This is a genomic window from Nitrosospira multiformis (assembly GCF_900111585.1).
GTDB classification, from domain to species: domain Bacteria; phylum Pseudomonadota; class Gammaproteobacteria; order Burkholderiales; family Nitrosomonadaceae; genus Nitrosospira; species Nitrosospira multiformis_B.
Genome location: NZ_FOHI01000003.1, coordinates 243,455 through 256,730 on the forward strand (window position 1 = coordinate 243,455; position 13,276 = coordinate 256,730).

At 50.5% G+C, this 13,276-nt stretch carries 14 protein-coding genes; 9 read left to right on the forward strand and 5 right to left on the reverse strand.

Annotated features, from left to right (window positions below; translation table 11 throughout):
• Positions 1-31 precede the first annotated feature (31 nt).
• The 7 genes from BMW46_RS15780 to BMW46_RS06505 all read left to right on the forward strand — a co-directional run bounded on the left by BMW46_RS15780 (position 32) and on the right by BMW46_RS06505 (position 7,065).
• Complete coding sequence (locus BMW46_RS15780) at positions 32-340, forward strand: hypothetical protein (protein WP_256376977.1); 309 nt, start codon at positions 32-34, stop codon at positions 338-340.
• Positions 341-355: 15 nt separating this feature from the next.
• Complete coding sequence (locus tag BMW46_RS06480) at positions 356-811, forward strand: lysozyme family protein (protein WP_074706240.1); 456 nt, start codon at positions 356-358, stop codon at positions 809-811.
• A gap of 494 nt (positions 812-1,305) precedes the next feature.
• Positions 1,306-3,327, forward strand: a complete 2,022-nt coding sequence (locus tag BMW46_RS06485) for an ATP-dependent nuclease (protein ID WP_074706243.1) — start codon at positions 1,306-1,308, stop codon at positions 3,325-3,327.
• Between the two features lies 1 nt (position 3,328).
• Entirely contained in the window at positions 3,329-5,071 is a 1,743-nt protein-coding gene (locus tag BMW46_RS06490; protein WP_074706245.1) for a UvrD-helicase domain-containing protein, read from the forward strand.
• A gap of 161 nt (positions 5,072-5,232) precedes the next feature.
• Positions 5,233-5,475 (forward strand): type II toxin-antitoxin system Phd/YefM family antitoxin, encoded by a 243-nt coding sequence (locus tag BMW46_RS06495; RefSeq protein WP_074706248.1) that lies wholly within the window; start codon positions 5,233-5,235, stop codon positions 5,473-5,475.
• A complete protein-coding gene (locus BMW46_RS06500) occupies positions 5,472-5,885 on the forward strand; it encodes a type II toxin-antitoxin system VapC family toxin (RefSeq protein ID WP_074706250.1) in 414 nt (137 codons plus the stop codon). The genes BMW46_RS06495 and BMW46_RS06500 overlap by 4 nt, the downstream gene beginning before the upstream one ends.
• A 253-nt stretch (positions 5,886-6,138) precedes the next feature.
• Positions 6,139-7,065, forward strand: a complete 927-nt coding sequence (locus tag BMW46_RS06505) for a SphA family protein (protein WP_074706253.1) — start codon at positions 6,139-6,141, stop codon at positions 7,063-7,065.
• A gap of 100 nt (positions 7,066-7,165) precedes the next feature.
• Here the strand turns inward: BMW46_RS06505 and BMW46_RS06510 are convergent, their stop codons facing one another.
• On the reverse strand, positions 7,166-8,056 hold the full coding sequence (locus BMW46_RS06510; protein WP_074706254.1) for a LysR family transcriptional regulator: 891 nt from the start codon (positions 8,054-8,056) through the stop codon (positions 7,166-7,168).
• A 120-nt stretch (positions 8,057-8,176) separates the two neighbouring features.
• Here BMW46_RS06510 and BMW46_RS06515 point away from each other — a divergent pair, with 120 nt between their 5' ends.
• Both BMW46_RS06515 and BMW46_RS06520 read left to right on the forward strand, forming a co-directional pair.
• Positions 8,177-8,404: a hypothetical protein gene (locus BMW46_RS06515; RefSeq protein ID WP_074706257.1), complete on the forward strand. Its 228-nt coding sequence runs from the start codon at positions 8,177-8,179 to the stop codon at positions 8,402-8,404.
• A 530-nt stretch (positions 8,405-8,934) separates the two neighbouring features.
• Complete coding sequence (locus tag BMW46_RS06520) at positions 8,935-9,306, forward strand: hypothetical protein (protein ID WP_371113500.1); 372 nt, start codon at positions 8,935-8,937, stop codon at positions 9,304-9,306.
• 36 nt (positions 9,307-9,342) lie between these two features.
• Here the strand turns inward: BMW46_RS06520 and BMW46_RS06525 are convergent, their stop codons facing one another.
• The 4 genes from BMW46_RS06525 to BMW46_RS06545 form a co-directional block, all read right to left on the reverse strand.
• A complete protein-coding gene (locus BMW46_RS06525) occupies positions 9,343-10,332 on the reverse strand; it encodes a tyrosine-type recombinase/integrase (protein WP_074706262.1) in 990 nt (329 codons plus the stop codon).
• Between the two features lie 260 nt (positions 10,333-10,592).
• Complete coding sequence (locus BMW46_RS06530) at positions 10,593-10,880, reverse strand: ribbon-helix-helix domain-containing protein (RefSeq protein ID WP_074706265.1); 288 nt, start codon at positions 10,878-10,880, stop codon at positions 10,593-10,595.
• 786 nt (positions 10,881-11,666) lie between these two features.
• Complete coding sequence (locus BMW46_RS06540) at positions 11,667-12,602, reverse strand: pyridoxal-phosphate dependent enzyme (RefSeq protein ID WP_074706270.1); 936 nt, start codon at positions 12,600-12,602, stop codon at positions 11,667-11,669.
• A gap of 119 nt (positions 12,603-12,721) precedes the next feature.
• A complete protein-coding gene (locus tag BMW46_RS06545) occupies positions 12,722-13,129 on the reverse strand; it encodes a hypothetical protein (RefSeq protein WP_256376978.1) in 408 nt (135 codons plus the stop codon).
• Between the last annotated feature and the right edge of the window lie 147 nt (positions 13,130-13,276).

Genomic DNA, 13,276 nt, shown 5'->3' on the forward strand with positions numbered 1-13,276 from the left:
CGATGCGGCTCACGCCAGCATGGAAGGCGGCATGGGCATGTTCGCCGAAGAGCAGCCCAGGCAGAGCACGCCCTTGGGCGGACTAGCTCAGGCAATGGGCACGCCTTCGCGCTTTGTGGCTGAAATGGGCTCTCATCTCGCTCGTAGAGGGATGGAAGCGGTCAAGAGCGGCATTGCTTCGCAAGGCGGGCGCGTAGTGCAAACCCCCGGCGGAAAAGTTGCCTCCGCCATTCGATCCAATATTCCTGAACCGCAATTCAAGGGCAATGCCTTCGCTGGATCGACTGAAACCAAGCTTGATCCGGAAGCGGAAGCAGCTGCTTTCCGGGACAGCAAGTAGCAGGGGAGGGGAGTGATGGTGGATCTGCCATCCGATTTGCCGGAGCACGTCGCTTGTTCGATTGAAGCCGCGGTCAGATATGAAGTGCCCGCGAACATCCTTCTTGCCGTGGCGGAAAAGGAGGGGGGTAAGCCTGGGCAATGGGTGCGAAACGCAAATGACACCTACGATGTCGGCCCGATGCAGTTCAATACTGTGTATCTTTCCGGCTTGGCCAAATATGGCATCAGGCCCGAGCATGTGGCGCAACCGGAGTGTTATTCCTATGCGCTCGCCGCCTGGCGTATCCACATGCACATCCGTAACGACCGGGGCGATCTATGGACGAAAGTGGCCAATTACCACTCCTACACACCTCATCTCAATGCTGCCTACCGGGCAGACTTGATGCGAAGGGCAGCCAGGTGGGAAAAATGGCTGGGTTCCCGCTTTGCCACGAGAGAAGTAACCTTTCAAATTGACAAGCGGTAGCATGTGGATGATCGGCTAAAGCCGAGTGTCCGGCATGCTTCACCTGGCCCATGGACAACCCTGCTGGAAAACCTGATGGACGAATAAAGCCCGTCCACGAGGTTTACCACAGGGATTGCCCACAGGCTTCCCGGACTTCACCCACATAAAACCAATCTTCCTGACGCGGTCAGGGGCCTTGCCCAATTTATTGGGGGGAATTTTCTTTCAAAATCCTTGAGGTTCCTGGCTTGCAATAAGTCTCCGGAGACTGTCCGAGGTAATCAATTCAAATACCCATACTCGGCAATAGGTGTACCAAAGTCCAATTGTTGGCTCAGCCATGAAAACTAGAATAGAGGCTGGAACAGGCCTGTCCAACATGTCTCCATGACGTCGAATGGCACGCTAATCCCGGTTATTAAAAACGATAACTCAGTACCCCACGTTCATAATCCGTTAGTACTTTAGAGCTAGGAGGCGCGGGCGTAATTGGTCTCGGAGAAAGGATTGAAGTGCATATCAAAAATATCTCAGTAAAGAATTTTCGACTGTTACATGACATTGATCTTCTCTTGGAAAGTAAGACAACAGTCATCGTAGGACGAAATAATAGTGGGAAGACTTCATTAACTGAAGTCATCAAGCGGCTCCTGACAGAAAACAACGTCACCTTCCGATTGGAAGATTTCTCATTCGGCACACACCGGCAATTCTGGTCTGCATTTATCGCAGCAACCCAAGGTGTTTCCGAGTCGGAGGTACGTAAGATTCTTCCGGCTATCGAAATCCGGCTGAATTTTTCCTATGAAATAGATGAACCGCTTGGAATGCTCAGCGATTTCATTGTGGATCTAGACCCCGATTGCACTGAGGCTCTTGTAGTCGCACGCTATGCCCTCAAGGAGGGTAGAGTCAAAGAGCTGTTTGCCGCTCTCATGGGTACGGATGAGAATGCTCGGCCCGAAGTCTTTCGGGTGTTACGAGATCGCGTCCCGAGTCTATTTGGGTTGAGTTTTGCTGCACTTGACCCTAATGACCCTACCAACGAAAGAGCAGTCGAGGGATCTTTAGTAAGAGCATTGTGCGCAAGTGGTTTTATCAGTGCCCAGCGCGGCCTAGATGATGCTACTCAGAAGGACCGCGTCGTGATCGGGAAGGTGCTGGAGAGCCTTTTTACAACAGCGAAGATCAATGCCGCAGATTCGGAGAGCTATAACACGGCTGCGGAACTAGAGATCGCGGTTAGCAAGATTCAGGAAGATATTGGCGAAGACTTCAATGCGAAGCTCAATACCTTGCTGCCGGCCCTATCGATCTTCGGTTATCCGGGACTTTCCGATCTGAAGCTTTTAACGGAAACCACACTGGATGTGGAACGTTTGCTAACCAATCATACAAAGGTACGTTATACCGGGGCGAATGGTATCCATCTACCAGAGACATACAACGGTCTAGGGGCACGCAATATCATTCTAATTCTCTTGCAGTTACGAGAATTTTTTAAGCTCTATTTAGCAATGGAGCCCAGGCCTGCGGTGCAAGTCGTCTTTATCGAGGAGCCGGAAGTACATTTGCATCCGCAGATGCAGGAAGTATTTATTCGAAAACTTGATGAGATTGCGACCGTATTCAGCAAAGAGCAAGGTGTACGATGGCCAGTCCAGTTCATTGTGTCCACTCATTCGTCGCACGTTGCTAACGAAGCACATTTCGAGACGATTCGATACTTTCTTTCTACTGTAGATGAGGGCAGCAGTGCTTTTAGGACAATTGTTAAGGATTTGCGGAAGGGGCTCTTGGCCAAAGGCGAACCGGAGAAGGCCTTCCTGCATCAATACATGACACTGACTCGCTGCGATCTGTTTTTCGCGGACAAAGCCATTCTTATTGAGGGTACGACCGAGCGCCTTCTACTTCCCAGAATTATGGAAATAATCGATGAGGGGCAACCAGAAGGCAATAAATTGGGAAGCCAATACATTTCAGTCATGGAGGTAGGAGGAGCCTACGCACATATTTTCTTTGGCCTTCTAGAGTTCCTTGAAATCCCCACGCTTATTATTACTGACATCGATACCGTCAAGCCGAACGGAAAAGGGCGTTATGAAGCTTGTCCGGTGAGTGATGGGGAACGGAGTAGTAATACCTGCATTAAGGCGTGGTTTGATAATCCTACTGTCACTCCCGCGCATCTCCTTGCTGCCGAGGAGACAAAGAAAATTTGTGGAAAGAAGCGCCTTGCTTTCCAGCAACCAGAGGAGAAAGATGGCCCATGCGGCCGGAGCTTTGAAGATGCTTTCATGCTTGCGAATAAGGCTCTTTTTGAATTTCCAGGTCCAAGCGTGGAAGAGTGCGCGGCCCAGGCATGGCTTGCGGCAAGAGATGTGAAAAAGTCAGAATTTGTCTTGCAGCACGCGATCACGGTTGCCAAATGGAATATTCCTCGTTATATCCGCGATGGACTTGTCTGGCTCGCGAATAATGATGTGCCTCAGTCTAGTGTCGCAACCCCAAGTGCGGAGTTCGTGAAGTAGCATGAGTGAAAAATTCAGTCCAGCATTGTTGGCGGCGCGCGCAGCGGATGAGCGGGTTGCAGAATGCCTAAGGGATAGCAGGAGCTTTCTTCTTGAAGCTGGGGCAGGTGCTGGAAAGACCTATTCATTGGTCGAGACACTGCGATACCTACTCATCTCGCAGGGGGAGAAATTGCGTTGCCAAAATCAACGTATTGCATGCATCACCTATACAAATGCAGCAACTGGAGTTATTAACAGTCGTATTGACGGAAATCAGCTCGTTTTTACCGACACAATTCACGCCTTTTGCTGGTCCTTAATTAAAGGATTTCAGTCCATACTGCGCGAAAAAATCGCGGTCCTTCCTGCCTGGCAAGAGAAGCTATGTGAGGAGCCGAGTATCGAGAAACAGCGGGTCGAGTATGATCTTGGGCATCGACGGATTAACGGTGAATTAATATCGCTTCACCACGATGATGTTTTGGCTCTAACCGCCGCCCTCATGCCTTCAGAAAAGTTCAAGTCTATCTTGGCGGGAAAGTACCCATTTATCCTCGTAGATGAGTATCAAGATACCAGTCGTGAAATTATGAATGCCATCAAGGAAAATCTACTAGGGCGAGCCGGGGGACCCCTTATTGGATTTTTCGGCGATCATTGGCAACGAATATATGACGAAACCTGCGGCCATGTTAATCACGATGCTCTTACCGAAATTGGAAAGGGAGCAAATTTTCGTTCATCGATCTCTATTGTCAAAGTCCTTAATAATATACGCCCCGCTCTCCCTCAGGCGGTAAAGGATGAATCCTTCATTGGCTCGGCAGTGGTCTACCACACAAATACATGGGCTGGATCTCGGCGCACAGGTGCCGGAGGAGGACATTGGAAGGACGATCTCCCTGCAGATATCGCTCATCAATATCTTTGCAAATTTATTGAAAAGCTAAAAACTGACGGATGGGATTTTGCTGCTGACAAAACAAAAATCCTTATGCTTACGCACAATACACTGGCATTGGAGCAGGGCTATGCATCCTTGGCTAAGGCATTGCGTTATCCCGATAAATTCATCAAGAAGGAAGACGAGTACATCAGTTTTTTTGCCGACAAGCTGGAGCCGGCGTGCGGCGCCTATCAACGGGGGCGCTATGGAGAGATGTTCTCATTGTTGGGAGACGCGGCGCCTAAACTCATATCTCATGACAAAAAAGTTCGTTTATCAAAAATAATGAATGAACTTATTGCGTTACGTCATGATGGGACAATTGGTCAACTCATTGATCATATTTGTGCTAACCACTTTCCACGCCTCCCTGAGGCAATAATGCGTCGAGAAAATGAGGCTGCTGCACAATTAGAGAAGCCCGACGAAGAAGTTTCAGAAAGCGTAAAGCTTACTCGGCAACTGCGGAAAATTTCATATCAAGAAATGATTGCCCTCGATCAATTCATTGATGGGCATACTCCCTTTGCTACTAAGCACAGTGTTAAGGGCGATGAATTTGAAAATGTTCTCGTTGTTCTTGGCCGGGGTTGGAACAAATACAATTTTGACCAGTATCTTGAATGGGAGGGATCGGGCAGTGTTCCAGTTGATAAGCAAGATGTCTTTGAAAGAAACCGTAATCTCTTTTATGTTTCTTGCTCACGGCCTACAACTCGCCTTGCACTTCTTTTCACACAAAAACTGTCATGCATGTCATTGCAGACGTTGAAGGCGTGGTTTGGTCCAGATTCTGTCCATAGCTTTGCTCCATAGAGGTAAGCAAGGCGGGTTTGTTGCTATCTCGATATGAAAAAATAGTGAATGATAAAGGACGTTATCATTCATAAAGATGTCACTAAAAGGAGAGGATCCAGTGGCTTCCGAATGCGCTTATAATATAAGCTAGATGTTAACTAGCTTATATCGGAGGTTATATGCGTGAGATCGGAGCGTTCGAGGCCAAGAATAAACTGGGGACCTTGCTCGACTGGGTCGAGAATGGCGAAGAAGTTCTTATTACTCGACATGGCAAAGCCGTAGCGAGACTGGTTCCCGCTGAGCCTGGCTTTAACCGTGCGAAAGCTCGTCAGGTGGCCCGCAGTTTATTGGACGCCAGCCGCGGGGTTACCTTGGGCGACCTCAAGATTAAGGATCTCATCAATGAAGGTCGTTTGTGAGCTTAGTTCTTGATAGTTCAGTGGCTCTCACATGGTGTTTTGAGGATGAGCATACTTCCACCACCCTTGATTTGCTGGATCAGATCGTTGAAACAGGTGCAATGGCTCCGTCGCTTTGGCCCCTGGAAATTCTTAATGGTCTAGCCATGGCCGAGCGACGCGGCCGACTTGACGCGACACGCCGCCATCAGCTAGCTGGGTTTCTTCGTGATCTGCCGATTAATCTTGATCCTGAAACTGCAAGCCAGTCATGGACAGCAACAGCCTTACTTGCCGAACGCTACCGGCTCACCCTCTATGATGCAGCGTATTTAGAGCTGGCCCAACGACTCGATTTGCCCTTGGCCACGCTCGATCAAGAACTACGCGTTGCTGGCGGCGCGCTTGGACTCACCTTGCTTGGCGATTAACCATGCCGACAACACCCGCTTCTTGCCCACCTGCCAGCCTTCACGCTTGAGCATCACTAACCCCCGCAGATAGCCGAACCTGGGACGCCTTAGGGCAATGTCGCGAAATGCGCTGGCACTAATTGCTCCAAATGTAGAGCAATGTGATCCAAAAAACGGTCTTTATTCTATATAAAAAGCAGTGGATGATTCCATTCTCCAAATTCGAAGAAATCATCATGAAGATGATGATAGCTGTGATCAAGAAGGGAGCATGAACATTAAGCTGTTCGGCTTTGTGCTAGCTCTGTTGGAGCTGGCTGCAGGGGATGCAATTGCCAAGGAGGGTAGCGACCAGTATCCAAACGGTGCCGAAAACTGGCTGGCGGGGGTAGCACCCCCCCCGGGCAATTACTTCCTCAACTATTTCGGTCATTACGGTGGCTCCTTGCATAACGGCAATGGTGACAAAGTGTCGGATGCATCTCTCAGTACCTGGTTCAACGCATTTCGCCTTATCCACATCAATGAAATGAGCATTCTCGGGGGTAATTACGGTGTTCATATCATCGTGCCAATAGTGTATCAAAGGATGAAGCTTGGGGACCATGATTCAGTTATCGGGCTGGGTGATATAACCATCAGTCCTTTCGGTTTGAACTGGCATTTAGGGAACTGGCATTGGGTAGCTGCATTGGACATTCGCCTACCTACGGGCCAGTATAAAGCCGGTAATCCGCGCAAGAGCATCGGCGCCAATTACTGGAGCATCGAACCACTCTTCGCGGTGTCCTGGCTCTCTGAAAAGGGGTGGGAGATCTCCAGTAAATTCATGTACAACATCAAGAGTAAGAATAAGGAGTTTCGTCTTGGCATTGGCGAACCGAAAATGGACTATGCGTCCGGTGACGAACTCCACATTGACTTTCTTGCTGGCAAGCGTTTTGCTTTATGGGGTGTTGGCCTTTCAGGTTATTACCTGAAGCAGACGACAAACGATAAACTCGATGGGCAAGCAATCTCGCCGGCGCTTGGCCCTTGGTCCCCGGGGCGTAAAGGTGAAGTGTTTGCGATTGGGCCTAGCGTGAGTTATAACAGCCCGACCGGAACGATGTTTATTGCACAGTGGCAGCATGAAATGCACGTCAAGAATCGTTTCCAGGGTTACACAGCCTGGTTGAAATTGATCATGCCCTTCTGACGAGCACAAACTATCCTCACCTTGATCACTTACTACAATCCGAGGTGAATGGATACAATCTCTGGGTGGCGGCCAGCATCAGGGAAATTTCAGCATCTTTTTAAACCCCGTGTTTTAAACCCTGTGGCAGGCGCTCCCGTAAGAACTCGATGAAGCACTGTGTCTTTGCGGGCAGCAATCGGGTCTCAGTGACGGCATAGACGGGTACTGGAGTGCCATGCCATTGAGGCAGTACGCGACGCAACTGCCCGCTGGCAAGATCATCGGTGACAATTTCCTCCAGCATCATGATAATGCCCATATCGAGTGTTCCCAAGCGGCGAATCATGGCGACACTGTTGAGCGTGAACCGGCCACTGATAGAAACCTTGAGGGTTTGCGTCCCATCATGCAGTGTCCACGTACCGGTCTTCAGGATGCTCAGACACTCATGGTGCTCCAGATCGGCAGGCTCGACAGGTTCTCCCGAGCGGTCGAGATAACGGGGTGAAGCGTAAAGGTACGTAGGGAGCATGGCCAGTGGACGTGCGATCAGCTGCGAATTCTCTGATTCTCCCAGGCGGATCGCCACATCGAAAGGCTCGCTCACCAGATCGACCCGCCGTGATGTGAGATCGAAATCGAAAGTGATGCCGGGATAGAGGTTTGCAAATTCGGCGACCAAAGGCGCCAAGTAGGCTACGGTAAAATCCACAGGTAGTGAAGCGCGTAGCACTCCGCTGGGCTGTGCGAGCATTTTGCCGAGTTGTTCATGCGCAAGCCTGGCTTCATCGACGATGCGCTTGCAGCGCTCATAATAAATCTGACCGGCCTCGGTTAGCTCAATCTTGCGCGTTGTGCGATGCAAAAGGCGCAGCCCAATTGCCTTCTCCAACGCACTGATCCGTCGCGACAGGGTTGAGTTCGGCATTCCGATAGTATCGGCAGCACCGCGAAAGCCCTTGGCCTTGACAACTTCCACGAACAAGGCCATGTCATTCAAAAACTCCATGTTAATTGCTCCAAAAATAGAGCAATGTTATCCAAAAAACAGTCTTTATTCTATATAAAAAGCAGTAGATAATTCCACTCCCATGGTAAGGTTATTGTAAAGTTTATAGGGAGTTATTTTATGAAGCGTATTATTAGTGCAGTTACTATTGCTCTGTCAGTTATGCTGATAGCCGCGTGTGGTCGTCCTTCGGTGCCGATTAATGAAAGAGAAAGGGAAAATTATGAAAGAATTCTTGCTGGTAAAAAAATAGAGTGTGCATACGGACTGGATGCTAATGGATCATGCCTGAAAGAAGGTGAAGATGGCATCTGGCCAATTCTGGCTCCGGACGCTCCGGACGTGTAGCCTTGCGCCCATGCAAAGTGCGGCCATCGGCGCACCGGAAAGAGGCGTGTTCCCCGCATGCGCGGGGATGAACCGTCCCGCATAATCGGTAACAAATAGCGCGGCATCATCCTTCCTGCCTTTTCTGTTCCGTTTTCTGAGACGATCCCACAATCACCCTTGGCAGCCAGATGGGAAAAATAGCAATTCTCGCTTTACTACTGTAGAACCGGCTATGACATTGAATGAATGCCCGGCTACTATCTCATCTAGGCTATTTCTTAAGTTCTTGCGATTGATGAGGATTTCGAATTGCTCCCTGTCCTGAACCCGTAATCCATCGGGACCACAATAGCGTTCTCGCTGCTCCAGAGTTAGGCGGGGGCCACACACTTCGGCCTTGCAACTCTAAGGGTTTCCCTTAGTATAAAACCAGAGTTTCCCCAATATACGCATAGTGTTGACTGAGATAGGATAAAGTCACCTTCATCCTGTTTGGCTTCATTACTATCATGAAAACAAAACTAGGAAATATCTTCGCAGTGTTATCAATGGCAGCCCTGCTAGGTTCGATGAGCTCCTTGACGATTGCAGCCGAGCCCATTGACACTGAGATTCGTGCGGCTATCCAGAAAGTCACGACTCCGAGCGATCATGAGGCGGTAGCGAAATATTATGAAAATGCCGCTATGCAAATGCAGGCAAAAGTGCAGGAAGAAAAGGAATTGCTGGAGCAGTATGAGAATAAAAGCTATCTTTATGGCAGACAAGCTCAGGACCTGCAATCGCATACTGCAGCATTAATACACCGTCACGAGCAGACCGTCGTGGCCGACATGAAAGAAGCCGCCTTGCATCGTCGAATGGCATCGAAGCTTGATGAAAACCATGCGGCGTCCGACCGCGAAAGCCCGGCAATGTGAGTGAACAGCGGCAAGGATAAAGGATAAGCCCGGTTTTCAGTAACTCACCTTGAACGTTGGGCTATCCTCCGGTCGGGTCTTGCGGTGATCATAAATTCGGGTTGTCGCAATATTCGCATGCCCCAGCCACTCCTGCACCTTGGCGATGTCCGCCCCGTTATCCAGCGCGTTCGTCGCCGCCGTTGCGCGCATCACGTGCGGCCCCATGTTCTCCCCAAAAATCCCCAGCTTCCTTAAATACTTCAGCACCACCTCGAAATAGATCGAATCGGGGGTCAGCGCCGTCAGGGTGTGGCCGTGCACATTGTTTTTGACCGGCCGGAACAGGGGCGCATCGGGATTTGGCCCGTGGCCCGCCGCTTCCAGATACTCTTCGATCAGGGTGAGCGTGCTCGGGTGGGTGGGAATGAAGCGCATCTTGCCACCCTTGCCCTTGATTCGCAGGTGCGCAACCCCGCGGCGCATCTGGTTGTAGTCCTTCACCTTGAGCTTGGCCAATTCCTCGCGCCGGATGCCGTGATAGAGCAGGGCGGAGAGAATGGCCCGGTCGCGCTTGCCCTTGAGCGTCTCGGCTTTCGGCGTCTCCAGCAGGGCGCGCGCCTGCGCATCCCCGAGCGCCGGGGTCTTGCCCTGCCAGGATTCGACCGGGGGGCGCTTCACCCCCTTGACCGGATTATGCGTCACCGCATTGGCTTCGCACAGGTACTCGAACAGGGAGGAGAGTGCCGCCAATTTCCTGCGGATGGTGGCGCCTCCCAGCTGCTCTTCTTCCAGGCTCTTCCTCCACGCGAGCACATGGCTGCGCGTGACGATCCTGAAATCCTCCGGGCTGACGATGCCGGCAAAAGCCATGAAGCCGCGCAGGTCGTTCTGGTACGCGCGCCGGGTTTGCAGGCTGTCGATGTTGGCGAACCACTCGATCTCGGGTGGAACCTCGGCAAGCTTGCGAAATTGCGCCGAAGTCAGAGCGCTACCGGCGGCAGGCGCAGCCGGGGCGGCCGGGGAAACAATCAGTTCTTCACTCATGCCAATTCATCCTGGTGGCAAGTACCGCTATATCCATGCTGATCATATGGACAATCCTTTTTCAACACGCGAACAATCAATGCCGATGATGAAGGGGACAGAGAGCAAGATTCCCGCTCTCAATCCAGTTCTCATGACAGTTTCACCGTGACCTCAACACAGGCGCGCTGGCCGGTAAAAACTGCAAGCTACACACTCCAATTTTTCTCCTATATATATATGCACACCATTGTCATATATACACCAGATTGCTTCAGCTGTCAGCCCGAGCGCTTGCGCGCGGCCAACAATTTTCGGGCGCGCTCGACGATTCGGTCAGTATTAAACTCGCCCAACTGTCCAGCCGCAACTTGCGCCAGGGCCTGGTCGATGTCCGCCTTGAGCGTTGCTAACTCCTCGTGCCGCAGCTCGCGCCGAAGCTTCCAGTCGCGCAGCGCCTCGCGAATCACTTCGCTGGCCGAAGCATAGTCGCCGTCATTGACGGCCCACTTGATCGTCTCCGCCAGTTCAGCGGTGAGCGTGATGGTCAGGCGTTCGAGTTCGGTCATTCGGTCTCCGGATAGCGGGTCTTTGGAGATCATACTTTATCATACTCTAGGGCTGAAGCTGGGGCAGGATTTTACCCATGATAAAATATGTTATCATGGGTAAAAATTGAAGAAAAATCTCTGCAAAATGGGGCATTTTAGGAAACGACAGCAATTACAGGCAGGCGAATTCCCAGTACCCTTGAATCGATGAATGGAAGCACCTTGGTTGCGAAGGCTCAAAGACGCAATCGGGACGCAGAAGGCACGGATAACTTCCCATGTGGTAAAGGGAGAGACGGAGGGAAGGCAGCTTGTTGAAAAGATCCATCTAGTCAGGCCACGGCGTAAGCTGATCAGCGTGTCTATTAATTCACCAGGGGCTCGCTATAAAGCTCAGGATAAACGAAGCCAGATCAGCTAATGCGGCCGCATTGCGCGGAGTTGACGGAGCTCTTAAGCCCGCGCTTGTGTTATTCGCCAAAGGCATATTGATTCCTCCATGATTTGCGTGGGTCCACCTTCACTCTGCTTGGTGATGGAAGAATTAACGAGCGGGGCTATTTATCAAAGCCGGGTTTTTGCAATGTGCAGACAGGCAAATGACGACAGGGCAGACACCACAAGCCGTCCTTTCCTGATGGCAGCACTTTTTCTCCTGGTGCTGACATTAAACTCCTCCTCTATCTTGAACCATATCCCAGGGGAACCTCTTCATGTCTGCTCGCCGCGGATCTTTGACTAAGGGCGGGTAGAGACCAAACGTTTTCTTCCTTGTCCTCCTTGGGAATGAGGCACACTGAATATTTAACATTTTGCTACGTCATATTCCACACGTGCCAACTCGACTAAGTCATCAGCGGTAGAACCAACGCCGCCGCATACGATAACTAATACCGTTTTATACCCTGATAACACTGCAACTTTTTCGTACACCGCAGCGAGCGCAACGCCGCAAGCAGGCTCAACGACAATTCCATGATCTTGCAAAAACTGCAAAGAAGCAGAAACGGCCAATTTGTCCGGCAACACAACGCTTTCGATACGATGATCTTTGGAGTACGCCAATGCTTGTTCACAAACAATGCGCGCTCCTAACGTCGTCGCAATACTCGATATGTATGCAAGCTCGACAAGGAATCCCGCATTTAACGATTTCCCATAGGAGTCGGCACCTTCAGTTTCAACAGCGATGACTGGCACACCGGTCCCTCCATTCCGCTTCAATCCTTCTATAACACCGCAAAGAAGGCCGCCACCGCCGACTGACAGAACGATTGCGTCAGGCTTTAGACCAGCTCGGAATATTTCATCAATTAGACTGGCATGACCTCTCCAAACCAGAGGGTCGTCGAAAGGATGTATATATGCATCAGTGGATTGGATGAGTGACAGCGCAAATCGGTGCGCTTCGTCCAAAGACTTCCCATGGACTATAACTTCCGCATTCTCTAAGCGCATCAAGTTCACCGCCCGCTTTGAAGCTGCCTCAGGTACCACGATGATTACAGGTACCGAAAGGCGGCGTCCAGCAAAAGCAACTGCTAGCCCCGCATTACCGCCCGATGATGCAATGAAACGTTTTGCTCCTCGTTTTAAATATTCTTCGCATGCATAGCCGATTCCTCGGGCTTTGAAAGAGCCAGATGGCTGGGCGGACTCCATTTTCAGCCAAATAGATTGGCCCACTTTATGGCTGATCAAATGGGATTTAATTAAGGGTGTTTCAATATGTAGCGGCATTCAAAGAGCTCTCCAATGAGATGTGAACAGCTAATCTGCGGCCAGTGCCAAAGAATCACGTCGTACTGTTTCATCCAGTTCCAGCCAGTTTCAACGCTGAACTCTTGGGGCACGCCAAATCAACGCGAAGTCGAAGCAATATAATCGCGTTTCGCAAGTTGCAGCACCGTCCTGGGGTGAAAAGCAAATTCGGTGGCTTTCTCTACTATGAGCTTGCATGCCAGCTTGTATTTTTGCACTAGGGCGATGGCTTGCGCTTGTGAACCCTGCCGGTGTCTCCCCTGGAGGAAGCTCTTGTCCTCGTAATGCTGGAACCGTTTCTCGCGTTTCGCTGCTATTTCCAGCAGTTTTCTAGCCCGGTTTTCCTGCCGCCTTGCGAGGACGCCGTGGTCGACAAAAGGCCTGATATTTTGTGCGGGCACATTGGTGTCGTCCTTCTTTGCTTCGATTGTACCGGTCTCCGAGCATCCCGCTAGTAGGCCCAGCGTTGATATCGCCGCTACAAACTTCCTTATTTCTTTTTGCATGATAGGCAGACTCCAATGAAATGGATGAAGCCGCTCCATCGTGATGCGGCCCATGACATTGGAACATTGTACTCAGTATTAATATAAATAAAAGTTACGTATTTTGATTGTAATCATAATATTTTATTTATATATTGCGGACCTTAA